Below are 23728 nucleotides of genomic sequence, written 5' to 3'. Positions count from 1 at the left end.
CGCGCCGGGACGAGCGGTTGGATCGCACAACTGGTGCGCGATCTCCCCCAGTGTCGCCTTACGCCTTTGTACGGCGCCACCACTCCTGTGTAACGGACCTGGTGTGAACTTCCGGTGTGGCTTCTGTCATAGCCGGTATGCCCTGGGGAAGGTCGGGTTGCACCCGGGTGCCCTCGGGGTGCCGCCCGTGGCCCTCCCGGGGGAGCGCTCGGCCGGTCGGAGCAGCGGCCGACCCCGTCGTCCGGGGGAGCGCACCGGTGCGCTGACGGGGCGTTCGCGTTGCTCCGTACGCCCTTCGGCGTGTCCGGTCGGGTGTTCGGCGCCGGTTAGGCTGAGGCGGACGGTCCGCGGGCCGCGTGCCGCGGCGCGGGCCCGCCACGCCCCCTTGCAGGAAGGCCCGCACGTGTTCCGCTCCGGCGCCACCGGTATCGCCGACGCGTCCTCGACGCTCTCCACTCCGACACCGGCGCCCAGCCCGACCGCGCCGCAGCTGCCGCAGCTGGACCTGAGAATCCCGACCAGCGCGCAGGAGGTCAGCGACACCACCAAGCAGGCCGCCAGCTGGTTCGACACGCACTGGCAGGGCTGGCTGGCCGGCGGGGTGCGGATCGTCTTCATCGTGCTGCTGGCACTGGTGCTGCGCGCCGTGGTGCGCAAGCTGATCACCCAGCTGATCACACGGATGGCGCGCTCGCACGACCACCACGAGGAGAGCCGGCTCGGCGGGCTGCTGGCCAACACCGGGGTGGTGAACCCGGAGCGGCGCCAGCAGCGGTCGGAGGCGATCGGCTCGGTGCTGCGCAGCGTGGCGTCGTTCTCCATCCTGGGCACGGCCGCGCTGATGGTGCTGTCCGCGCTGGGCGTGAACCTGGCGCCGCTGCTGGCCAGCGCCGGTGTGGCCGGTGTGGCGATCGGTTTCGGCGCCCGCAACCTGGTGACGGACTTCCTCTCCGGGGTCTTCATGATCATGGAGGACCAGTACGGCGTCGGCGACGAGATCGACACCGGGGTGGCCGCCGGCACGGTGCTGGAGGTCGGCCTGCGGGTGACCAAGCTGCGCGGGGCCAACGGCGAGATCTGGTACATCCGCAACGGCGAGGTGAAGCGGATCGCCAACATGAGCCAGGGCTGGTCGACCGCCTCGGTGGACGTGCAGGTCGGGTACAAGGAGGACCTGCTGCGGGTCGAGGACCTGATCCAGGAGACGGCCGAGGCGCTGTCCAAGGAGTCGCCGTACGACGAGCTGGTCTGGGCACCGGTGTCGATCCTGGGCGTGGAGTCGGTCGCGGCGGACTCGGTGATGGTACGGATCGAGGCGCGGACCGCGCCGGGCAAGGCGCCGGCCGTGTCCCGGGCGCTGCGCCAGCGCCTGAAGACGGCCTTCGACCAGGCCGGGATCAAGGTCAAGGAGGAGGCCGCGCCGGTGGCCGCCGCGGCGACGACGGCCCCGGCCACCGGGGTGGTGATCTCCCCCGCGACCGAGTCGGCGCCGCCGTCCGCGCTGTCCGACCCGACCTCGCCCCGGTACCGGGCGACCGAACCGATACCGGCGCCGAGGCCGGCCGACGACCTCGCCAAGCCGTAGGACTTCCAGGCCCGGCAGCACGAAGCCCCGTTTCCCAAGACCCTTGGGAAACGGGGCTTCGTGCTGCCCGGTAACGCTTCGGCATCCTCCGGGCCACGGACCATTGACACCCCGCTGACGGGGCCCGTACGGTCCTTCCCAAGCGACTGGAAACTTTCCTAACAGTTCGGCTCCCCGAACCCGAGGGTTCACCCTCGTCGCTCCCCCCACCAGCCGGAAGAGGAGGATTTCGCGCGTGACCAAGACCACCGCCAAGGCCCCCCTCGCCGGCACCCCCAGCCTGCTGCGCGCCATCAACGACCGCGCCGCCCTCGAACTGCTGCTGGAGAACGGACCGCTCTCCCGCACCCAGATCGGCACCCTGACCGGCCTCTCCAAGCCCACCGCCTCCCAGCTGCTGGCCCGCCTGGAGGCGGCCGGACTGGTCCTGCCGGTCGGCACCACCGCCGGCGGCCCCGGCCCCAACGCGCAGCTGTACGAGGTGAATCCGGCCGCCGGCCACGTCGCCGGACTGGACGTCACCAACAGCGAGATCAGAGTCGCCGTCGCCGACATCACCGGCTCCACGCTGGCCGAGCACGCCGTGCCGACCAAGGGCGTGCCGGCCGCCGAGACCGTCGCCAAGGTCGCCGCCGCCGTCGCCGAGACCGTCCGCGCCGCCGGGCTGGCCGCGGGCAGCCTGCGCACCGCCGCGATCGGCGTCGGCGGCGCCCCCGACCCGGTCACCGGCAAGCTGCGCTACGCCTCCCACCTGCCCGGCTGGCACTCGCCGCGGCTGGTCGAGGAGCTGTCCGAGGCGATCGGCGCGCCCGTGTCGATCGAGAACGACGTGAACCTCGCCGCCGTCGCCGAACAGGCCTCCGGCGCGGCGCGGGGCTCCGAGGACTTCGTCCTGCTCTGGGCCGGTGCGGGCACCGGCGCCGCGATCGTCATCGCCGGCCGGCTGCACCGCGGCTTCACCGGCGGCGCCGGGGAGGTCGGCTACATGCCGGTGCCCGGCTCGCCGGTCGCGCGGGACGTGCGCCGCCGCAAGTTCGGCGGGTTCCAGGAGCTGGTCGGCACACCCGCCGTCCGGACCCTGGCCCGCGAGCACGGGCTCGGCGCGCCCACCGCCGAGGACTCGATCGCCAAGGCCCTGGAGACCCCGGGCGCCGGCGACGCCTTCCTCGTCGAACTGGCCGGCCGGCTCGCCGTCGGACTGGCCGCGATCGTCGCCGTCGTCGACCCCCAGCTGGTGGTCCTCTCCGGCGCGGTGCCCACCGCGGGCGGCGAACGCCTGCGCGCCCTCGTCGAGGACGAACTGGCCAGGCTCTCCATCGCCCGGCCCGAGGTCCGCAGCAGTGCCCTGCCCGGCTCGCCCGTCCTGCTCGGCGCCCTGCAACGTGCGCTGGCGGACGCCCGCGAGGCGGTCTTCTCCACCCACTGACAGCCACCCACCGACAGCCACCCACCGACGTTCACCGACGTTCACCCGCCGACGCTCCCCGGTCGCCCGCCACCCCGCACGCACCCTGCACCCACCTCTCCCCACCCCCGAACGCGGGCCCCGAGGCAATGACGCCTGCCCGCGCACCCCCAGGAGGACCTCGAAGTGCACTCCACCACCTCCCGCAGAGGCCGTCGCACGATCGCCGCCGTCACCGGCACCGCCGTCCTGGCCCTGCTCGCCACCGCCTGCACCGGCAGCAGCGAGAGCAGCGGCAGCGACGACTCGGCCAGCGGCAAGGACGTCACCATCACCTTCTGGCACGGCTGGAGCCAGGACAACGAGGTGAAGGCGATCAACGACAACATCGCCGCCTTCGAGAAGGCCCACCCCAACATCCACGTCAAGGCCGTGGACAACATCGCGGACGACAAGGTCAACCAGGCCCTGCGGGCCGGCGGCGACGACGCGCCGGACGTGGTCTCCTCCTTCACCACCAACAACGTCGGCATGTTCTGTTCGACCAAGGCGTTCACCGACCTCAAGCCGCTGCTGCAGAAGAGCGGCATCGACCCGGTCAAGACCTTCCCGGCCGCGATGCTCAACTACACGCAGTTCCAGGGCAACCAGTGCTCGCTGCCGCTGCTCGGCGACGCCTACGGCCTCTACTACAACAAGAAGGCCTTCGCCGACGCGGGCATCGCCAACCCGCCGAAGACCTTCAGCGAGTTCGCCGAGGACGCCAAGAAGCTGACCCTCGCGGACGGCGACGGCTACAAGCAGCTCGGCTTCATGCCGCTGTACCACGGCTACGAGTCGACCACCGAGCACTTCCTCGGCCAGTACGGCCCGACCTACTTCGGCGCCGACGGCAAGTCGAACATCGCCGCCGACCCGAAGGTCGCCGCGATGCTCAAGTGGCAGAAGGACATGGTCGACCAGCTCGGCGGCTACACCAAGCTGGAGAAGTACCGCGCCACCTTCGGCGAGGAGTTCAGCGCCAAGAACCCCTTCCTCACCGGCAAGGTCGCGATGGCCATCGACGGCGAGTGGCGCACCGCCGCCCTCTCCGACAACAAGCCCGACTTCGACTGGGCCACCGCCGCGTTCCCCGTCCCGGACGACCAGGCCGACACCTACGGCCGCGGCTACCAGACCGGCACCATCGTCGGCATCGCCAGCAGCAGCAAGAAGCAGGCCGCGGCCTGGGAGCTGGTCAAGTACCTGACCACCGACACCGACGCGGTGGTCGGCTTCGCCAACGCGATCCACAACGTGCCCAGCACCTTCGACGCGCTCAACTCGCCGAAGCTGACGAACGACCCGAACTTCAAGACCTTCATCGACGTCGCCAAGAACCAGTACTCGGGCACCACCCCGGCGGCCGTCAACGGCAGCGGCTACATCGCCTCCCTGCAGAACCTCGGCTACGACTACGAGTCCGGCAAGCAGCCCGATCTCGCGGCCGGCCTCGCGGCCACCGCCAAGGAGATCGACGCCGCCATCGCCCAGGCGAAGTAGCGGAAACGGTCCACGGAGCTCCCATGTCACTCGCGTTCGGCACCCGCAAGGGCACCGGATCGACCGACCCGGCGGCGCCCTCCACGCAGCACCTGCTGCGCCGGAAGCGCCGCCGGGAGGCGGCCCGCACCCTCGCCTTCCTCTCCCCCTGGCTGATCGGCTTCGGCGTCTTCTTCCTGTACCCGCTGATCTCCACCGCCTACTTCTCCTTCACCAAGTACAACGGCTTCGGCGCCCCCACCTTCAGCGGCCTGAAGAACTGGGACTACGTCTTCAACGACCTCCCGGCGTTCTGGCAGGGCCTGCGCAACACCGTGTGGCTGGTCTTCATCATGGTGAGCCTGCGGGTCGCCTTCGGCCTCGGCATCGGCCTGCTCATCACCAAGGTCAAGACCGGCGCCGGCTTCTTCCGCACCGCGTTCTACCTGCCGTACCTGGCACCGCCGGTGGCCGCCACCGTCGCCTTCGCCTTCCTGCTCAACCCCGGCACCGGCCCGGTCAACCACTTCCTCGGTGAGCTCGGCCTCCCGCAGCCCGGCTGGTTCGCCAGCGCCGACTGGTCCAAGCCCGCGCTCACCATGCTCGCCATGTGGGGCATCGGCGACCTGATGGTCATCTTCATGGCCTCGCTGCTCGACGTCCCCAAGGAGCAGTACGAGGCCGCCGAACTGGACGGCGCCGGACCCTTCCAGCGGTTCCGGTACGTCACGCTGCCGAACATCTCGCCGATCATCATGTTCGCCGTGGTCACCGGCGTCATCCAGACCATGCAGTACTACACCCAGGCGATCGTCGCCGGGAAGGTCGCCGGCGGCATCGCGGGCAACTCCGGCCAGCAGTTCGAGCCCGGATTCCCGCAGGGCTCCACCTGGACCCTGCCGCAGATGGTCTACAACCTCGGCTTCCAGCGCTTCAACTACGGCGCGGCGTGCGTCGTCGCCCTGGTGCTGTTCGCCATCTCGATGGCCGTCACCTCGCTCCTGCTCCGCCGCAAGTCCGGCTTCATGGCGAGCGACGACTAGTCCGTGTGCTGCGGACCCAGCGGACCGATGAGGACCCGATCATGACTCTCAGCTCCACACTCACCAAGGCGCCCGCCCCGGCCGGCCCCTCCCGCGCCTCCGGCCCGGCCGCGCGGGCGGCCCGCCGCCGCGCGATGCTCCACTGGGTGGCCGTGCACTCGCTGGCCATCGCCGCCGCGCTGTTCTTCCTGCTGCCGTTCGTCTTCGCCTTCCTCACCTCGGTGATGACCGACCAGCAGGCGCTCACCACCGACTACTGGCCGACCTCCTGGCAGTGGGGCAACTACGGCAAGGTCTGGGACACCCCCGGCTTCCTCACCTGGTGGCGCAACACCCTGCTCTACGCGGGCCTCGGCACCGTACTGACCATCGTCTCCAGCCTGCCGGTCGCCTACGCGCTCGCCAAGTTCCGCTTCCGGGGCCGCAACCTGGCGCTGATGGCCGTCATCGCCATGATGATGCTCCCGCCGCAGGTCACCGTCATCCCGATGTACCTGTTCTGGGCCAAGCAGCTCGGCCTCGGCGGCTCGCTCTGGCCGCTCATCATCCCGATGGCCTTCGGCGACGCGTTCTCGATCTTCCTGCTGCGCCAGTTCCTGCTGACCATCCCCAAGGAGTACATCGAGGCCGCCCGGATCGACGGCTGCGGCGACCTGCGCACCCTGCTGAAGGTCGTGCTGCCGATGGCCAAGCCGGCCATCGCCGCCGTCGCCCTGTTCCAGTTCTTCTACTGCTGGAACGACTACTTCGGCCCGCAGATCTACGCCAGCAACAACCACGCGGCCTGGACGCTCTCGTACGGCCTGGAGTCGTTCAAGGGCGCCCACCACACCAACTGGAACCTCACCATGGCCGCCACCCTCCTCGTGATGGCACCGGTGATCATCCTCTTCTTCTTCGCACAGAAGGCCTTCATCGAAGGCGTGACACTGACAGGGGTCAAGGGCTGATGTCCGCACTCAAGTTGGCAATCGTCGGCGGCGGTTCGACGTACACCCCGGAGCTGATCGACGGCTTCGCCCGGCTCCGCGACACCCTGCCGATCGGCGAGCTGGTGCTCATCGACCCGGCCGCCGACCGGCTGGAGCTGATCGGCGGGCTCGCCCGGCGGATCTTCGCCAAGCAGGGGCACGGTGCCGTCGTCACCACCACCGTCGACGTCGAGGCCGGTGTCGCCGACGCCGACGCCGTGCTGCTGCAACTGCGCGTCGGCGGGCAGGCCGCCCGCAACCGGGACGAGACCTGGCCGCTGGAGTGCGGCTGCGTCGGCCAGGAGACCACCGGCGCCGGCGGCCTCGCCAAGGCGCTGCGCACCGTCCCGGTCGTCCTCGACATCGCCGAGAAGGTCCGGCGCGCCAACCCGGACGCCTGGATCGTCGACTTCACCAACCCCGTCGGCATCGTCACCCGCGCGCTGCGCAACGCCGGCCACAAGGCCGTCGGCCTGTGCAACGTCGCCATCGGCTTCCAGCGCAAGTTCGCGACCCACCTCGGCGTCGACCCGGAACTGATCCGGCTCGACCACGTCGGCCTCAACCACCTCACCTGGGAGCGCGGCGTCACCCTGCTCGACGCCCCGGGATCGGCGACGGGCCGGGAGGTGCTGCCGGAGCTGCTCGCCGCGCACGGCAAGGCGATCGCCGAGGACCTGCACCTGCCGCAGCCCGTCATCGAGCGGCTCGGCGTCGTACCGTCCTACTACCTGCGCTACTTCTACCAGCACGACGCCGTCGTCGAGGAACTCAAGGTGCAGGGCTCGCGGGCCGCCCAGGTCGCCGAGATCGAGCGGCAGCTGCTGGAGATGTACGCCGACCCGGCCCTCGACACCAAGCCGGAACTCCTCGGCCAGCGCGGCGGCGCGTTCTACTCCGAGGCGGCGGTCCAGCTGATCGCCGCGCTGCTCGGCACCGGCGGCGGGACGTCCGTACAGGTCGTCAACGCGCCGAACAACGGCGTGCTGCCGTTCCTGCCCGACGACGCCGTCATCGAGGTCCCGGCCGAGGTCGACGCCAACGGCGTCCGGCCGCTCCCCCAGCGGGCCGTCGAGCCGCTGTACGCCGGCCTCATCGCCGCCGTCACCGCGTACGAGCACCTCGCCCTCGACGCCGCCCTGCACGGCGGCCGCGACCGGGTCTTCGACGCCCTGCTCGCCCACCCGCTGGTCGGCCAGCTCGAACTCGCCGACCAGCTCACCGATCGGCTGCTCGCCCACAACCGCGAGCACCTCGCCTGGGCCTGACGGCCCGGGGCCCGGCTACGCACCCGGGCCCCGCCGGGAAAGCCGCCCGGCCCGCGATATGAGGGTGTCGCGGGCCGGGCACTGCGAGGAGACCGACCACCCCCGGCCGGGGACAACGCCACGGCCGGGCCACGTACGAGCCGCGGGGACCTGATGACCCACCAGCCCGAACCGATCCTGCCAGGCGTCCTCGCCATCGACGCCGGCAACTCCAAGACCGACGTCGCCCTGATCGGCGCCGACGGCACCGTCCACGGCACCGCCCGCGGCGGCGGCTTCGCACCCCAGAAGATCGGCGGCGCCGCCGCCGTCGCCGGCCTCGCCCCGCTCGTCGAACAGGCCGCCGCCGCGGCCGGCCACCCCGCCTGGAGCGGCGTCCTCACCAGCCACGTCAGCGCCTGCCTGGCCAACGCCGACCTGCCCGTCGAGGAGGAGGCCCTGCGCGCCGCGCTGGAATCCCACCCCTGGGGCGCCAGCAACACCGTCGTCAACGACACCTTCGGCCTGCTGCGGGCCGGCACCGACGGCCCGCGCGGCGTCGCCGTCGTCTGCGGCGCCGGCATCAACTGCGTGGGCCTGCTGCCCGACGGCCGCACCGCCCGCTTCCCCGCCCTCGGTGAGCTCACCGGCGACTGGGGCGGCGGCGGGGGCCTGGCCGTCACCAGCATGTGGCACGCCGTCCGCCACGAGGACGGCCGCGGCGGCCCCACCGGGCTCTCCCGCGCCATCGCCGAGCACTTCGGCCTGCCCAGCGCCGGCGCCGTCGCCGAGGCCGTCCACCTCGGGCACCTGCCGACCAGCCGGCTGCACGAGATCGTCCGGGTGCTGTTCGCCGTCGCGGAGCAGGGCGACGAGGTCGCCCTGGGGCTGATCGACCGCCAGGCCGACGAGATCGTCCGGCTCGCCGTCGTCGCCCTGCGGCGGCTGGAACTGCTCGACACGCGGACCCCGCTGGTGCTCGGCGGCGGCGTGCTCGCCTCCCGGCAGCCGCTGCTGATCGACAACCTGACCGCCCGTCTGGCCGAGGCGGCGCCGCTCGCCGAACCGCGGGTCGTCGTCGCGCCGCCCGTCCTGGGCGCGGCCCTGCTCGGACTCGACCACCTCGGGGCGGGCCCCGCGGCCCAGGCCCGGCTGCGCGAGGCGTACGAGGCGCAACGGCCCGTCGCCGTCTGACCGTTACGCCGCCCCTCAAGACTCCCGCCGCCACCGGATCCGCACATCCGGCGGCGGCGGGAACCACAGCCCGTGCACCAGTCGTGTACCTGTGTGACGAGTTCCGCCGCCGTCCGGGGAGACTAGTGCCATGGCCGTGCCCCGAACCCTCCTCGCCGCGCTGCTCTGCTGCACCGCCGCAGCCGCCCTCGCCGCCTGCACTCCCGCCGACTCCGCACCCACCATCGCCGCCGCCTCCGCCGCCGCCGTCGCCGACGGGGCGTACGACGACGAGGACGACCTGCTGGACGACGACCTCGCCGGCCCCGAGCCCAGCATGGACACCTCCCCCTCCCCCTCCGCCGACTGCGCCACCCCGACCCCGACCGAACGCCCCGGGCACACCGTCCTCGTGGTCATCGCCACCGACGACGGCGACGTCACCGCCCAGCCCGCCCGCTACTCCTGCGACGAGGCCCGCTACGAGGGGACGGGAGCGCCGGCCCGCTACGGCTTCGCGACCGCCGGGGTCGAGGCCACGCTCGTCGACCACCCGCACGCCGACCCGACCAGACCCGTCCGGCTGGAGGACGTGCTCGGGCACCTGGAGGACTGCCTGGCCGAGCACGAACCCGACCCGCCGTACGGGTGCTACGGCAACGTGTACGACGTGGTGCTGGACTCGCACGGGCGGATCATGCGGATCGGGGAGCTGGTCGGGCCGTGATCCGGCCGTGGACCGGCCGTGGCGCGGCCGTGGACCGGCTGGGCTCAGGACGGGGCGACGAGGCCGAACTCGTAGGCCTGGATGACCAGGTGGACCCGGTCCCGGGCGTCCAGCTTGGTGAACAGCCGGGCCACGTGCGCCTTGGCGGTGGCCACGCTGATGGTCAGCTCCTCGGCGATCTCGCCGTTGGACAGCCCGCGGCCGACCAGCGTCAGCACCTCGCGCTCGCGGTCGGTGATCCCGTCGACCGTCGCCCGGCCGGACCGGGCGGCGGCGGGCTGCGGGCGGGCGGCGAACTCGCCGATCAGCCGGCGGGTGATGCTCGGCGCGATCAGGGCGTCCCCGGCGGCGACCACCCGGACGCCGTCGAGGATGGTCTCCAGGGCGAGGTCCTTGACCAGGAAGCCGGCCGCCCCGGCCCGCAGCGCGCCGTACACGTAGTCGTCGTCGTCGAAGGTGGTGAGGACGAGGACGTGGGTCGGCAGGCCGGGGTCGGCGGTGATCCGGCGGGTGGCCTCGATGCCGTCCATGCCGGGCATCCGGATGTCCATCACGGCGACGTCGGGGCGCAGCCGGCCGACCAGCTCCACCGCCTCGGCGCCGTTGCCGGCCTCGCCGACGACCTCCAGGTCCGGGGTGTCGGCGATGAGCACGCGCAGACCGGTGCGGATGAGCGGCTGGTCGTCGACCAGGACGACACGGATCACGGGGAGACCTCCACGGGGAGCGGCAGTCGGGCGGCGACCTGGAAGCCGCCCGCGGGGCGCGGACCGGCGCTGAACTCGCCGTGCAGCAGGCCGACCCGCTCGCGCATGCCGGCGATGCCGTAACCGGAGCCGGCGGACGGCCCGCCGGCTCCGGCGCCGAGGTCGACGACGGTGACGGCGACCTCCTCGGAGCCGTAGTCGACGGTGACCCGGCAGTCCCGGGTGCCGGAGTGCTTGACCACGTTGGTGACCGCCTCCTGCACGATGCGGTAGGCGGCGAGGTCCACCTCGGGCGGCAGCGGGCGGGGCTCGCCGAGGCGGGTGAGCGCGACCCGCACGCCCGCGCCGGCCGTCTGTTCGACCAGCCGGTCCAACTCGCCCAGCCCCGGGGCGACCTCCATCGGCGCGGACTCCGGCTCGCCCTGGCGCAGTGCCCCGAGCATCCGGCGCAGCCCGGCCAGGGTCTCCCGGCTGGTCGCCTCGATGGCGTTCAGCGCGTTGCGGGTCTCGGCGGGCTGGGTGTCCATGACCCGGCTGCCCATCCCGGCCTGGATCGCGATGATGCCGATGCTGTGGGCGACCATGTCGTGCAACTCGCGGGCGATCCGCAGCCGTTCGGCGGTGATCGCCTGCTCGGTGGCGCGGCCGCGCAGGGCCTCGGTGTGCGCCCGGCTCTGCCGGACGGTGTTGCCGACCAGCCAGGCGATCGCGGCGGTCGAGGCGAACGCGGCTTGGGCGACGAAGTCGGTGTGGTAGTCGTTCGCCACCCGCCAGACCGCCAGGGCGGCCACCAGGGCGACCGGCATCGCGGCGGCGCACAGCGACACGGCCCGGGAGCGGGTGGCCGTGCAGTAGCCGATCGCCGCCTCGGCGAGCAGCAGCTGCACCACGGCCGTCTCCTGGATCCGCATGCCGATCGTGAACGCGCACGCGGCCAGCGGGATCGCCACCGCCAGCAGCGGAAGCCGGACCAGCAGCGACGCCATCAGGGTCGTGACCACCGCGGTGACCAGCAACGGCATGTCCTCGAAGTTGCCGTTGTAGCGGAACAGGTGGGCCAGCTCGTTGCTCCGCTGGAAGCTGCGGAACGTGATGACGGCCACCCAGAACGCCGCCACCCAGACGCCCGGCGGCAGGCGCCTGAACAGGGGCGGACGAGGGTTGGTGATCATCGCCCGATGGTAGCGGCGGCCCGCGCGGCGGCGCATTGGCCCGAGGGCGTAATCCCCCGGGCCAGTGCGGCCGCCGGCGGTTGTGGCCTGCGGCCCGATGCCCGTCCGGGGCCCCGGACGGCACCGTTGTCCCCGTGATCGAGATCGAGCGACTGACCAAGCGGTACGGCGCCACCACGGCCGTCGACCAGTTGACCTTCACCGTCCGGCCGGGCACCGTCACCGGCTTCCTCGGCCCCAACGGCGCCGGCAAGTCCACCACGCTGCGGATGATCCTGGGGCTGCACACCCCGACCGAGGGGTCCGTCACGGTGGACGGCGTGCCCTTCGCGGACCGGCCGCGCGGACTGCGCCACGTCGGCGCCCTGCTGGACGCCCAGGACGTGCACGGCGGGCGCAGCGCCCGAGCCCACCTGTCGGCGCTCGCCCGCGGCAACCGCATCCCGCTCCGCCGGGTGGACGAGGTGCTCGCCGAGGTCGGCCTCGGCAAGGCCGCCGGGCGCCGGATCGGCGGCTACTCGCTGGGCATGAAGCAGCGGCTCGGCATCGCCGGCGCGCTGCTCGGCGACCCGCCGGTGCTGCTGTTCGACGAGCCGCTCAACGGCCTCGACCCGGAGGGCGTGCTGTGGGTGCGCGGCCTGTTCCGCCGCCTCGCCGAGGAGGGGCGGACGGTCTTCGTCTCCAGCCACATGATGGCCGAGATGGAGCACACCGCCGACCGGCTGGTGGTGATCGGCCGGGGCCGGCTGATCGCGGACGAGAGCCTGGCGGAGTTCTCCGCCCGCAACGCCGTCACCAGCGTGGCCGTCCGGGCGCCCGAACTGCCGTCGCTCGCCGAGGTGTTGCGGGCCGAAGGGGCGGCCGTACGGCAGGCGCAGGAGCCGGACGGGGCGGTGGTGACCGGGCTGCCCGCCGCCCGGATCGGCGAACTCGCCCTGCGGCACGGCCTGGTGCTGCACGAGCTCGCCACCCGTACCTCGTCCCTGGAGTCGGCGTTCATGTCGCTGACCGCCGACAGCGTCGAATACCTGGCAGGAGATGCCCGATGAGTACCGCCGCCCTCGCCCCCGCCCGCCCCCGCACCCGCCCGGCCGAGCCGCGGGCCCGGTTCGGCGACCTGCTCGCCGCCGAGTGGATCAAACTGCGCTCGCTGCGGTCCACGTACTGGGTGCTGGCGCTGGCCTCGCTGGCCGCGATCGTGGTCAACCTGAACGCCGTCCACACCGACCTGACCTACATCGACCACCCCCGCCCGCCGGTGCCCGGCTTCCCGCCGTACCGGTACGACCCGCTGTACCACGGCCTCAGCAGCATCTCCGGCGCCCTGATGGCCGTCGCGGCCGGCAGCCTCGGCGCGATCACCGTGTTCGGCGAGTACACCACCGGCATGATCCGCACCACCTTCGCCGCCGTGCCCGACCGGCGGGGCGTGGCCGTGGCCAAGGTGGTGCTGGTCGCCGGCCTCACCTCGCTCGCCGGGGCGGTGGTGTCCGCGGTGTCCTTCTTCGGCAGCAACGCCATGCTGGCCTCCCGGCGCGCCGGGCTCTCCATCACCGACGAGGGCTGCCTGCGGGCCGTCCTCGGCTACGCGGCGATCGTGCCCGTCTGCGCGCTGATCGGGATGGCCCTCGGCGCCCTGCTGCGGCACGCCACCGCTTCGATCGTCTCGCTGGTCATGCTGCTGTTCATCGTGCCGATGCTGTTCGGCGGCGACCGCTACCGCTGGCTGAAGGAGATCGGCAACCACCTGCCGCTCGCCGCCGAGGGGAGGCTGACGATCAACCCCAACTCCTCGACGACGATGGGCAAGTACGCGCCGAGCGTGCTCGACTCCTGGATCACCCTGGGCGCCTGGGCGGCCGTCGCGCTGGCGGCGACGGTGGTCCTGATGCGGCGGCGGGACGTCTGACCCCGACGGAAGCCGGGGTGTCAGGCGGCCGAGGTCGCCGCGGCGGCCGCCTTGGCGCGGAAGGCGCCGAGGGTGGCGGCGGGGACGCCGCAGGCGGGGAGGAAGGCCTCGGCGCCGCCGTGGCGGGTGCGGACGCGGTCGAGGAAGACGGCCATGGCCTCCGCCGGGGCGTCGAGGAGCGGGGCGGGGATGGTGAGTTCGCGGCCTTCGGAGTCGGTGACCCGGGCGCCGCGGGCGTTGAGCGCGGTGCGGTGGCGCTCGGAGAGGCCGGCGAAGATCTGCGGCAGGGCGTCGGCGGTGCGGGCGTAGTCGGCGACGATCCGCTCGGCGGGCACGCCGAGGAGGTCCAGCAGCAGGGCGGTCAGCAGGCCGGTGCGGTCCTTGCCGGCGGCGCAGTGCAGGAGGACGGCGCCCGGGCGGGCGGCGGCCTCGACGGCGGCGGTGACGGCCTCGGGTGCGGACTCGGCCAGCAGCACGTAGTAGTCGCCGAGGTCGGCGGCGGTGGCCATGGTGCGCATCCGGGCGGCGAGGCCGTCGCCGGTGGGGTTCACCGGGGCCGCGACGACGGCTATCCCGGCGGCCTCGGCGGCGGCCCAGTCGGCGGGGTCGGTCTCGCGGGTGTCGCGCAGGTCGACGATGGTGCGGATGTCGCAGGCGCGCAGCTGGGCGACGGTCGCCTCGTCGGCGGCCGGGAACGGCTGGGCGGAGCGGTACAGCACGCCGGGGCGGATCCGCCGGCCCTCGGGGTCGCCGAGGACGGCGGGGTCGCGGAAGTTGACCAGGGACATGCGCGGGCCTTTCGGTGGGGCCGTGGGGGGGGCCTGACATCCAGACGTCCATCTAGACGTCTAGATGTCTAGTCCCTCCCCGGGGTGCGGAGCAAACCACGGTCGCCCGCACCCCTCCATCCCACCCCCGCCGACCGGCCCCGTCGACCGGAGGGAGGGGACGGGAAGAAGGAGGGCGGGGAACCGGCGGTGGACGGGCGGCGGCCGAGCCGTCCCGGATGGACACGGTGATCCGGACCTCCGCCCGGCCCGCGATAGCGCCAGGTCAGCCGCCCACCCCGCACCGTTCGGCGCCGTATCGATCCTGCTAAAGTTCCGCGCCGGATCATCACGCGTCACGGGGGGCGGAGTACCGCGGTGTCCGAGGGGACCGAGCACGACATACCCACCGAACTCGCCGAGGTCTACCTCGGGCTGCTCGCCGACGCCTCCCGCACCGGGAGGCTGCTGCGCCGGGACGAACTGGAGTGCCTGCGCACGCTCGGCGAGCACTGCGCCGAGGCCGGGTACGGGCTGCGCGACGTCGTCGCGCACTGCCTGTCGGCCGCCCGGCGGGCCTGGCAGACGCTGCCGGGCATCACCGCGGCAGGCGGCGTCGGGGAACTGCGCCGGATCGGCGACGCCGTGCTCGCGGCGACCGAGGCCGCACTGGCCGCACTCGGTGAGGGGCACGAACGCGCGCAACGCATGGCGGTCCGCCAACAGGAGTCCGCGCGGCGCGAGTTCATCGACGACCTGCTGTACGGCCGCAGCGACCTGGGCCTGCTGGCGGAGCGCGCCGAGCGGTTCGGGCTGCGGCTGGCGGGCGCGTACGCGGTGGCGGTGGCCGTCGGCGACACGCCGTACGCGGACGTCCACCCGCTGGTGCACCGGGTGGAACGGGAACTGGTCGGGCGGTTCGGCGAGCGGGACGTCCTGCTCGCCGGCAAGGACGGCCGGCTGGTGTGCATCGTCCCGGACACCGAACGCGCCGTCCTGGAGGCCTTCGCCGACCTGGCGCTGCGCCCCGGCCCCGGCTACCGCCCGGTGCTGCGGGTGGCCACCGGGCGCCGGCACTCGGGGGCCAGCGGGGTGCTGCGCAGCTACGAGGAGGCGCTGGGCGCGCTCGACTACGCGGACCGGCTGGACCTGCCGGCGCAGCAGCTGAAGGCCGAGGAACTGCTGGTCTTCCCCGTGCTGATGCGCGACCGGGCGGCGATGGCCGACCTGGTGCGCAGCGTGCTGGGCCCGCTGACCGAGGCGCGCGGCGGCGCCCGCCCCCTGCTGGACACCATCGCGGTGCAGGCGGAGGCCGCGTACGTGAACGCGGAGGCGGCCCGGCGGCTGGGGCTGAGCGTGCGCACGCTCGGCTACCGGCTGGAGCGGATCAAGGCACTGACCGGCTACGACCCGTCGGACGCCCTGCAGCGGTTCACCCTGGAGACGGCGGCGATGGGGGCCCGGCTGCTCAACTGGCCGGAGCAGCCGCTGTAGACGGCGGCCAAACGCCCCCGGGCCGTGCGTTCCAGGGTGTCAAAGGACCGTAAAGATTGCCGGATCCTGGCAATGTGCGAACGGCCCCTCCGCTGTCACGATCTCCATGGCGCCGAGGTGCGGTGCCGTGGGAACAGCGGGGGAGCGTGGCCGGGATGGGGGGATTCGTCGCGGCCGCGCTGGCTTTTCCGACGGCGCTGTTCAGCTTCGCGCTGGTGGTGGTGGTCGGGTACTGGCTGCTGATGCTGGTCGGCGGCCTGGGCTTCGACGCCCTGCACGGGGGACACGGCGTCGGGCATGCCGGTCACGTCGGCCATGCCGGCCACGCGGGCGACCTGGGGCACGGTGCCGGGGGGCACGCGACCCACGGGGGACACGGGGGACCCGGTGCCCAGGACGGGCACGGCGCCGACGGCCGGGGCGCCCACCACCACGGAGGCGTGCTGGGCGCGCTGGGGCTGGGCGGGGTGCCCGTGACGGTGGCGGTGTCGCTGCTGGTCGCGCTCGCCTGGTTCGTCAGCCTGGCCGGCACCGTCCTCACCTCGGGGGCACCGGCGCGCGGCGGCGTGTTCGCCGTCGCGCTGGTCGCCTCCTGGGCGGGCACCCGGCTGCTGGTCCGGCCGCTGTCCCGACTGTTCCCCGAGGACCGCCCGGCGACCCGGGGGGACTTCGTCGGCCACGTCTGCGTGATCCGCACCGGCCGGGTGACGGCCGACTTCGGGCAGGCGGAGGTCACCGCCGAGGACGGCTCCACCGCGACCGTCCAGGTCCGCACGCTCACCGAGGAGCCCGGGCTGGCGGCCGGCCGTACCGCCCTGATCTTCGACTACGACGCCGACGGCGAGCACTTCCTGGTGGCGCCGTTCGACCCGGCGCTACCGGGCGACTGACTCCCCCGCGCTGCGCCTGAGGGCCGCAGGCGTCCGCTTGTTCCGCTTATCTCTCTCTCATCCGCTCGACTTCGCACCATCTCGTCATCTCGTCAAAGGACTCCGTGATGGACACCATCGCCGTGGGTTTCGGCATTCTCGTCGCCGTCGTACTGCTCATCGTGCTCGCCATGCTGCTGTTCGTGGGCCGCTTGTTCCAGAAGGTCGAGCAGGGCAAGGCGCTGATCGTCTCCCGCACCAAGAAGGTGGACGTCACCTTCACCGGCGCGATCGTCCTCCCGGTGCTGCACAAGGCCGAGTTGATGGACATCTCGGTGAAGACGGTGGAGATCCACCGCGCCGGCCGGGACGGGCTGATCTGCCGGGACAACATCCGGGCGGACATCCGGATCTCCTTCTTCGTACGGGTGAACAAGACCGTCGAGGACGTCATCAAGGTCGCGCAGGCCATCGGCACCGCCCGCGCCAGCGACCCGTCCGCGATCCAGGACTTCTTCGCGGCCAAGTTCGCCGAGGCACTGAAGACCGTCGGCAAGCAGCTCGACTTCACCGACCTCTACACGCACCGGCACGAGTTCCGGGACCAGATCATCGCGGTCATCGGCACCGACCTCAACGGCTACACCCTTGAGGACGCGGCCATCGACCACCTCGAACAGACCCCGATGAACCAGCTGGACTCCGACAACATCCTCGACGCCCAGGGCATCCGCAAGATCACCGAGCTGACGGCGATCGAGCACGTGCGCACCAACGAGTACCAGCGCACCGAGGAGAAGGAGATCACCCGGCAGAACGTGGACGCCCGGGAGGCCGTCCTCGAACTCCAGCGCCGCCAGGCCGACGCCGAGATCCGCCAGCGCCGCGAGATCGAGACCCTGCGGGCCACGGAGGACGCGGTGATCGCCCGGGTCCAGGAGGAGGAGCGGCTGAACGCCCAGACCGCCTTCCTCCGGACCGAGGAACTGCTCGGCGTGCAGCGCGAGAACCAGGCCCGCGAGGTCGCGGTGGCGCAGAAGAACCGCGAGCGGGTGATCGCCGTGGAGAACGAGCGGATCGAGAAGGACCGCCTGCTGGAGGTCATCGGCCGCGACCGGGAGACCGAACTCGCCACCATGGCCAAGCAGAAGGAGGTCGAGTCCCGCCGGCGGGAGGTCGCCGACGTGGTCCGCGAGCGGGTGGCGGTGGAGCGGACCGTCGCCGAGCAGGAGGAGGCCGTCAAGACGCTGCGCGCCACCGAGGACGCCGAGCGCACCCGCCGCGCGGTGATCATCCAGGCCGAGGCGCAGGCGCAGGAGAAGCTCGTCAAGGACATCAAGGCCGCCGAGGCCGCCGAGCAGGCCGCCTCGCACAAGGCCCGCGAGTCGCTGGTGCTGGCCGAGGCCCGCCAGCAGACCGCCGAGCTGGACGCCACCGCCAAGATCCGGATGGCCGAGGGCATCCGGGCGGAGGCCGCCGCCGAGGGGCTGGCCCAGGTGCAGGTGCGCGAGCAGGAGGCCGCGGCGGTGGAGAAGGTCGGCCGCGCCGAGGCCGCCGTCCAGGCCGAGAAGGCGAAGGCCGCCGCGCTGGAGATCGGCGCCAAGCTGAAGGCCGAGGCCGAGGGCCTCACCGAGAAGGCCGCGGCGATGGCGAAGCTGGACGAGGCCTCGCGCGGGCACGAGGAGTACCGGCTGCGGCTGGCCGCCGAGAAGGACGTCCGGCTGGCCGGGCTGGACACCCAGCGGCAGATCGCCGAGGCGCAGGCCGCGCTGGTCGCGGCCGGGCTGGAGAAGGCGAAGATCGACATCGTCGGCGGGGACGGGGTGTTCTTCGACCGCCTGGTGCAGTCGGTGACGGCCGCCAAGAGCGTCGACGCCTTCGTCGGGCACTCGCAGACCGCCCAGGCCCTGGCCGGGCCCTGGCTCGACGGCAGCGCCGGCTTCACCGAGGACCTGACCCGGGTGCTGTCCTCGGTGTCCACGGCGGACGTGCAGAACCTGACGGTGTCCGCGCTGCTGATGCGGATGATCGGCGCCGGAGGCGGCGAGCAGGCCGGGCAGCTGCGGCAACTGCTCACCTCGGCCCAGAAGTTGGGGATCGCCGAGACGTCGATCGGGGCGCTGGCGTCGGTCAACGGCTCCAGGTGAACGTGAACGCCTGAGTCGCCCGAGTCGCCTGAGTACCCGATCTCCTGAGCAGTCGAGAAACTGAGTAGTTGAGGAACTGACGTGGTGGACGCCCTCGACGCCCGGCTCGACGCCGGCACCTACGAGGTCCTGCGCGGCCGACTCGCCCGGTCCGCCGCCGAACTCGCCGAACGCGCACAGGCGTTGAACGCCCGCCGGGTCGGGGAGTTCGGCGGCGGGGAGCTGCGGCTGGTCGGCACCGGCCGGCTCACCACCGGCCGGGCCTGCCTCCCGCAGGACCTCACCGCCGCCGGCGGGCTGCTCCTGCTCGGCACCCGCCCGGGCGGCGCGCCCGACACCGCCGTCTCCGCTTCCGCCATCTCCGCTTCCGCCGTCTCCGCCTCCGTTTCCGCCGGCGCCCCGGCCGAGGGCTCCCCGGGCGCCGGGCCGCTCGGGGAGGTCCTGAGCGTCCACCACCCCGACCTCACCCCCGTCCCCGCCGAGGGCACCCTGCTGGACGACCCGCGCCTGCGCCAGGACCTCGCCGACCTGCACCGCTACTTCCGCGACGCCCGACTGGAACGGCTGCGCCCCGTCGGCGGCCGCCTGCTCGCCGTCTTCCGCACCGGCCCCGCCGCCGCCGACGTCCGGGTGCTGCGCTGGCGCCCCGTCGACGACCTCGCCGACGACGGGCACCCTGCCTACCAGGACGGGCGCGGCGAACGCGACCACACCGCCGCCGACGGCCAGCAGCTCGCCTGGACCGCCCTCACCCGGGACGACCAGCTGCCCGCCGCCCCCGGCAGCCCGCCGCGCGCCGACCTCGGCGGCGAACTCCGGCTCGGCATCGACGGCGGCCGGCTGACCGTCACCGCCCCCGACGGCCGGGAGCTGCACCACGAACCCCTCGCCGAGGCCCTGCAGACCCTCGCCGACGCCCAGATCGCCCACGCCCGGCTCGGCACCCTGCTGCTGGTGCGCGTGCGCCCGTACCAGGAGGAGACCGTCCGGCACCTGGTCTGCCACCTGCCCACCGGCCGGGTCACCCGGATCGACGCGCTCGGCCAGGCCTGCCTGCGGCTGCCCGCCGACCAGGGCGTGGCCTTCCCCGGCGGCTGCCACCTCACCGACGGCACCGTGCGCAGCTACGACCAGCCGGTGGACGGCCTGGTCTACGAGCGCACCCTCGTCTCGCCCAACGGCGAGGACGTGCTGTACGAGTTCCGCTCCCCCGCCGACGGCCGCGCCCTGCTCCAGCCGTACAACAGCGTCCGCCAGGAGGCCGCCGCCCCGCTGCCCTGCCAGGGCTACGCGCTGCTCGCCGACGGCACCCTGATCGCCCTCCGCCCGGCCGAGGACGGGCCCACCCGGCTGCACCCCGTCCAACTGTGGCAGACCCCGTTCACCAGCGAGCGCCACGCCGCCGCGCAGCCGCCCGGCACCGGCCCGCTCGCCCGGATCGGCAACGCCGACCTCGTCCGCGGCCTCGCCGACAGCCTCTCCCTGGCCCGGCTCGCCGCCGCCGGCGCCGACACCCCGGCCGGCCACCAGGCCGTCCTCGCCGCCTGCACCCGCACCGCCGACCGGCACCACTGGCTGGGCCAGCCCGGCCTCGGCGACCTCGCCGCCCCGCTCGCCGAGATCCGCGACACCGCCCGGCAGGTCATCGCCGAGTACGAGGCCGTCGCCGAACTCACCGCGCACGCCGCCCGGCAGACCGAACAGGCCGCCGAACACGTCGAAGGCCTGCTGCGCACCGCCCGCGGCGAGACCCTCGCCGACGCCGCCGAATGGGTCGACCGGCTCGCCGGGCTGCGCCGCGCCCAGGGCCGGGTCGAGGCGCTGCGCGACCTGCCGCGCGCCGACCCCGCCCGGATCGACGCGCTCGCCGCCCACCTCGCCGAGGGCCTGACCGAGGCCGCCGCCCGCGCCGTCGGACACCTCGCCGAACCCGAGGCCTTCGCCCCGCACCGCCGGCGCGCCGGCGAACTCGCCGACCGCTGCGCCGCCCTCGCCACCGCCGCCGAAGCCGAGCCGCTGGGCCTGCGGATCTCCGAGCAGAGCGAGGCGTTGCAGACCGTCTCGGAGCTCGTCGGCACCCTCGACCTGGCCGACGCCACCACCCGCACCGCCATCCTCGACCGGCTCGCCGACGTCCTCGGACTGCTCAACCGCGCCCGCGCCGCCCTCACCGTCCGCCGCCGCGACCTGCGCACCCGCGAGGCCGCCGCCGAGTTCGCCGCCGAAACCGCCCTGCTCGCCCAGGCCACCACCGCCGCGCTCGCCGCCGCCGACACCCCCGAGGCCTGCGACGACCAGCTCGGCCGACTCCTGCTGCGGATCGAGCAGTTGGAGACCCGCTTCGCCGACGCCGACCCGGCGCTGGGCGAACAACTCACCGACCGGCGCACCGCGATCCACGACGCCCTCACCGCCCGCCGCCAACACCTGCTGGAGGAACGCGCCCGCCGCGCCGACCGGATCGCCGCCTCCGCCGAACGCATCCTCGACACCCTGCACCGGCGGCTCACCGCCCTCGACACCGCGGCCGAGATCGACGCCGCCCTCGCCGCCGACCCGACCGCCGTCAAACTCCGCGACCTCGCCGCCCAGTTGACCGCACTCGGCGACCGGGTCCGGGCCGAGGAGCTGACCGGACGGCTGCGCGCCGCCCGCAGCCGCGCCCACCGGGCCCGACGCGACCGCGCCGAACTCGCCGGCGACGGCCCCGGCACCCTGCGACTGGGCCGCCACCTGTTCGCCGTCACCACCCAGCGGCCCGAACTCACCCTCGTCCCCTGGCGCGGCCGCCCCGCCTTCACCCTCACCGGCACCGACTACCGCTCCCCCGTCACCGACCCGGCGTTCGCCGCCACCGAGCGCTACTGGGGCCGGCCGCTGCCCTCCGAGACCCCCGCGCTGTACCGGTCCGAATACCTCGCCGCCAGTCTGCTGCTGGCCGCCGAACCGGACGGGCTGGACACCCTGCGTGCCGAGGACGACCTGCTGGAGTTCGTCCGCCGCGCCGCCGAACAGCGCCCGGACGAGGGCTACCAGCGCGGCGTCCACGACCACGACGCGGCGCTGCTGCTCCGCGCCCTGCTCGAACTCCACGCCGAGGCAGGCCTGTTGCGCCACCCGGCGGCCGCCCGGGCGGCCGCTCAGCTGTACTGGGCGCACGGCGCCGACGAGCGGCAGCGACTGGTCTGGCACACCCGGGCCCGCTCGCTCTCCCTCGCTCGCACCCTCGCCCGGCAGGCCTTCGGCGCCGCGCCGCGACTGGGCCTGCCGGCCGCACCGGCAGCCCTGACCGCGCCAGCCCCGGCCGCACCTGCGGCCCTGACCGCGCTGTCCGACCTGTCCGACGAACTGAGCTCCGCCGTCACGGAGTTCACCTCGTGCCCGCAACCCGCAGGCCCGTACCTGGTGGCCGAACTCGCCGCCGCCACACCCACGTTCGCTTACGCGCCGGGGGCCGCAACCCTGCTCGACAAGTTCCACGCCGCACCCGAGTCCGCCGGTCTCACCGAAGCACTGGCCGCACTGGCCGCACTGCCCGCCGAGCCCGCACTGCTGCCCGCCCGACGCCAACTCGCCCAGGCCTGGCTGGAGTCCAGCGCCGTCGACGCCGACCCCGGCGACCTCGCCGAGGCCGCCGCCGCGCTCCTCTGCCCGTCCCTGCCGCGCCGGCCCGCCGAAGGCGCCGCCACCACCCGCCTCACCGGCCTGCTCGGCGACCACCCCCGGCTCCCGGGCGGCGCGCTCGACCTGCGCCTCGACGAACTCCTGGCCCGGGTGGCCGACTTCGCCGCCACCGAGGCCCCCGGATACCGCGCCTACCAGCGACTGCGCGCCGACCTGCTGGCCGCCGAGCACACCCGGCTGCGACTCGACCAGTACCGGCCGGCCCCGCTCAACGGCTTCGTCCGCAACCGACTCATCGACCAGGTCTACCTGCCGCTGGTCGGCGACAACCTCGCCAAACAGCTCGGCACCGCCGACGCCGGCGGACCGGTCGACCGCAGCGGCCTGCTGCTCCTGGTCTCCCCGCCCGGCTACGGCAAGACCACCCTCGTCGAGTACCTCGCCGAACGGCTCGGCCTGCTGCTGGTCACCGTCAGCGGCCCCGCGCTCGGCCACCGGGTCACCTCCCTCGACCCCGCCGAGGCCCCCGACGCCACCTCCCGCCGCGAGATCGAGAAGCTCAACTTCGCCCTGCACGCGGGCGACAACGTGCTGCTCTACCTCGACGACGTCCAGCACACCTCGCCCGAGCTCCTCCAGCGCTTCATCCCGCTCTGCGACGCCCAGCGCCGGATCGACGGGGTGTGGGACGGCGAGGCCCGCGAGTGGGACCTGCGCGGCAAGCGCTTCGCCGTCGTCATGGCCGCCAACCCGTACACCGAGTCCGGCCGCCTCTTCCGGCTGCCCGACATGCTCGCCAACCGCGCCGACGTCTGGAACCTCGGCGACGTCATCGCCGGGCGCGAGGACCTCTTCGCGCTCAGCTTCGTCGAGAACGCCCTGCCCGCCAGCCCGCACCTGGCCCCGCTCGCCACCGCCGAGCGCGCCGACCTGGACACCCTGCTGGCCCGCGCCACCGGCACCCCGGGCGGCACCCTCGCGGGCGCCTGGCCCGCCGCCGAGGCCGAACGGATGACCGCCGTCCTCGCCGGACTGCTCCACCTGCGCGGCACCGTCCTCGCCGTCAACCGCGCCTACCTGGCCTCCGCCGCCCAGGACGACCGCACCCGCACCGAACCCCCGTTCCTCCTCCAGGGCTCCTACCGCAACATGGCCAAACTCGCCCAGCGCCTCGACCCGGCCCTCACCCGCCCCGAACTCGACGCCCTCCTCACCGACCACTACCGCGCCGAAGCCCAGCCCCTCGGCGCCGACGCCGAAGCACAGCTGCTGAAGCTGGCCGAACTCCGAGGCTGCCTCACCTCCGCCCAGGCCACCCGCTGGGAGGAGCTCAAGCACACGCGGCGGGGGTGACGGCCGGCGGCGCT

General features: G+C 73.6%; 17 protein-coding genes. 14 read left to right on the top strand and 3 right to left on the bottom strand.

The window, feature by feature from the left end:
* Nucleotides 1-403: 403 nt before the first annotated feature.
* The 8 genes from ACFWPT_RS10810 to ACFWPT_RS10775 all read left to right on the top strand — a co-directional run bounded on the left by ACFWPT_RS10810 (nt 404) and on the right by ACFWPT_RS10775 (nt 9672).
* Nucleotides 404-1585, top strand: coding sequence for a mechanosensitive ion channel family protein (locus ACFWPT_RS10810; RefSeq protein WP_380376748.1), 1182 nt, complete (start codon nt 404-406; stop codon nt 1583-1585).
* Between the two features lie 235 nt (nt 1586-1820).
* On the top strand, nt 1821-3011 hold the full coding sequence (locus ACFWPT_RS10805; RefSeq protein ID WP_244293469.1) for an ROK family transcriptional regulator: 1191 nt from the start codon (nt 1821-1823) through the stop codon (nt 3009-3011).
* A 165-nt stretch (nt 3012-3176) separates the two neighbouring features.
* Nucleotides 3177-4532 carry an ABC transporter substrate-binding protein gene (locus ACFWPT_RS10800; RefSeq protein ID WP_380481099.1) on the top strand — a complete coding sequence of 452 codons (1356 nt, stop codon included), beginning with the start codon at nt 3177-3179 and terminating at the stop codon, nt 4530-4532.
* Between the two features lie 23 nt (nt 4533-4555).
* Nucleotides 4556-5554, top strand: a complete 999-nt coding sequence (locus ACFWPT_RS10795; RefSeq protein WP_079135906.1) for a carbohydrate ABC transporter permease — start codon at nt 4556-4558, stop codon at nt 5552-5554.
* 41 nt (nt 5555-5595) lie between these two features.
* Nucleotides 5596-6504, top strand: a complete 909-nt coding sequence (locus ACFWPT_RS10790; RefSeq protein WP_063351434.1) for a carbohydrate ABC transporter permease — start codon at nt 5596-5598, stop codon at nt 6502-6504.
* Nucleotides 6504-7793, top strand: coding sequence for a 6-phospho-beta-glucosidase (locus tag ACFWPT_RS10785; RefSeq protein ID WP_380481096.1), 1290 nt, complete (start codon nt 6504-6506; stop codon nt 7791-7793). The genes ACFWPT_RS10790 and ACFWPT_RS10785 overlap by 1 nt, the downstream gene beginning before the upstream one ends.
* A gap of 153 nt (nt 7794-7946) precedes the next feature.
* Nucleotides 7947-8966, top strand: coding sequence for an N-acetylglucosamine kinase (locus ACFWPT_RS10780; RefSeq protein ID WP_380481093.1), 1020 nt, complete (start codon nt 7947-7949; stop codon nt 8964-8966).
* A gap of 130 nt (nt 8967-9096) precedes the next feature.
* Complete coding sequence (locus tag ACFWPT_RS10775; protein WP_063349449.1) at nt 9097-9672, top strand: hypothetical protein; 576 nt, start codon at nt 9097-9099, stop codon at nt 9670-9672.
* A gap of 44 nt (nt 9673-9716) precedes the next feature.
* On the opposite strand, the gene ACFWPT_RS10770 is transcribed toward ACFWPT_RS10775, so the two are convergent.
* Both ACFWPT_RS10770 and ACFWPT_RS10765 read right to left on the bottom strand, forming a co-directional pair.
* The gene (locus ACFWPT_RS10770; protein WP_063349448.1) at nt 9717-10379 is read right to left on the bottom strand and encodes a response regulator transcription factor; all 663 of its coding nucleotides are present in this window, start codon (nt 10377-10379) and stop codon (nt 9717-9719) included.
* Entirely contained in the window at nt 10376-11551 is a 1176-nt protein-coding gene (locus ACFWPT_RS10765) for a sensor histidine kinase (protein WP_380481090.1), read from the bottom strand. Before ACFWPT_RS10765 ends, ACFWPT_RS10770 begins: the two co-directional genes overlap by 4 nt.
* A 134-nt stretch (nt 11552-11685) precedes the next feature.
* Here ACFWPT_RS10765 and ACFWPT_RS10760 point away from each other — a divergent pair, with 134 nt between their 5' ends.
* Both ACFWPT_RS10760 and ACFWPT_RS10755 read left to right on the top strand, forming a co-directional pair.
* Nucleotides 11686-12600: an ABC transporter ATP-binding protein gene (locus ACFWPT_RS10760; protein WP_063349447.1), complete on the top strand. Its 915-nt coding sequence runs from the start codon at nt 11686-11688 to the stop codon at nt 12598-12600.
* Nucleotides 12597-13460 (top strand): ABC transporter permease, encoded by an 864-nt coding sequence (locus ACFWPT_RS10755; RefSeq protein WP_380481086.1) that lies wholly within the window; start codon nt 12597-12599, stop codon nt 13458-13460. The genes ACFWPT_RS10760 and ACFWPT_RS10755 overlap by 4 nt, the downstream gene beginning before the upstream one ends.
* Before the next feature lie 20 nt (nt 13461-13480).
* On the opposite strand, the gene ACFWPT_RS10750 is transcribed toward ACFWPT_RS10755, so the two are convergent.
* Nucleotides 13481-14248, bottom strand: coding sequence for a tyrosine-protein phosphatase (locus ACFWPT_RS10750; RefSeq protein ID WP_063349445.1), 768 nt, complete (start codon nt 14246-14248; stop codon nt 13481-13483).
* Between the two features lie 357 nt (nt 14249-14605).
* Between ACFWPT_RS10750 and ACFWPT_RS10745 the strand changes: the two genes are divergently transcribed.
* The 4 genes from ACFWPT_RS10745 to ACFWPT_RS10730 all read left to right on the top strand — a co-directional run bounded on the left by ACFWPT_RS10745 (nt 14606) and on the right by ACFWPT_RS10730 (nt 23714).
* The gene (locus tag ACFWPT_RS10745) at nt 14606-15721 is read left to right on the top strand and encodes a PucR family transcriptional regulator (protein WP_380481083.1); all 1116 of its coding nucleotides are present in this window, start codon (nt 14606-14608) and stop codon (nt 15719-15721) included.
* 155 nt (nt 15722-15876) lie between these two features.
* Complete coding sequence (locus ACFWPT_RS10740) at nt 15877-16611, top strand: hypothetical protein (RefSeq protein ID WP_380481080.1); 735 nt, start codon at nt 15877-15879, stop codon at nt 16609-16611.
* Nucleotides 16612-16718: 107 nt separating this feature from the next.
* Entirely contained in the window at nt 16719-18737 is a 2019-nt protein-coding gene (locus ACFWPT_RS10735) for a flotillin family protein (RefSeq protein WP_380481078.1), read from the top strand.
* An 81-nt stretch (nt 18738-18818) separates the two neighbouring features.
* Nucleotides 18819-23714, top strand: a complete 4896-nt coding sequence (locus ACFWPT_RS10730) for a DNA repair ATPase (RefSeq protein ID WP_380481075.1) — start codon at nt 18819-18821, stop codon at nt 23712-23714.
* The last annotated feature ends 14 nt before the right edge of the window (nt 23715-23728 follow it).

Source organism: Kitasatospora sp. NPDC058478 (assembly GCF_042720345.1).
Classification (GTDB): Bacteria; Actinomycetota; Actinomycetes; order Streptomycetales; family Streptomycetaceae; genus Kitasatospora.
This window is presented reverse-complemented; position numbering and strand designations above follow the sequence as displayed.

Bases quoted from the DNA above. Each gene is read 5' to 3' on its own strand.
- ACFWPT_RS10795 (WP_079135906.1), top strand. From the start codon at position 4,556: ATGTCACTCGCGTTCGGCACCCGCAAGGGCACCGGATCGACCGACCCG.
- ACFWPT_RS10765 (WP_380481090.1), bottom strand. From the start codon at position 11,551: ATGATCACCAACCCTCGTCCGCCCCTGTTCAGGCGCCTGCCGCCGGGC.
- ACFWPT_RS10750 (WP_063349445.1), bottom strand. From the start codon at position 14,248: ATGTCCCTGGTCAACTTCCGCGACCCCGCCGTCCTCGGCGACCCCGAG.
- ACFWPT_RS10755 (WP_380481086.1), top strand. From the start codon at position 12,597: ATGAGTACCGCCGCCCTCGCCCCCGCCCGCCCCCGCACCCGCCCGGCC.
- ACFWPT_RS10735 (WP_380481078.1), top strand. From the start codon at position 16,719: ATGGACACCATCGCCGTGGGTTTCGGCATTCTCGTCGCCGTCGTACTG.
- ACFWPT_RS10790 (WP_063351434.1), top strand. From the start codon at position 5,596: ATGACTCTCAGCTCCACACTCACCAAGGCGCCCGCCCCGGCCGGCCCC.
- ACFWPT_RS10780 (WP_380481093.1), top strand. From the start codon at position 7,947: ATGACCCACCAGCCCGAACCGATCCTGCCAGGCGTCCTCGCCATCGAC.
- ACFWPT_RS10785 (WP_380481096.1), top strand. From the start codon at position 6,504: ATGTCCGCACTCAAGTTGGCAATCGTCGGCGGCGGTTCGACGTACACC.
- ACFWPT_RS10775 (WP_063349449.1), top strand. From the start codon at position 9,097: ATGGCCGTGCCCCGAACCCTCCTCGCCGCGCTGCTCTGCTGCACCGCC.
- ACFWPT_RS10740 (WP_380481080.1), top strand. From the start codon at position 15,877: ATGGGGGGATTCGTCGCGGCCGCGCTGGCTTTTCCGACGGCGCTGTTC.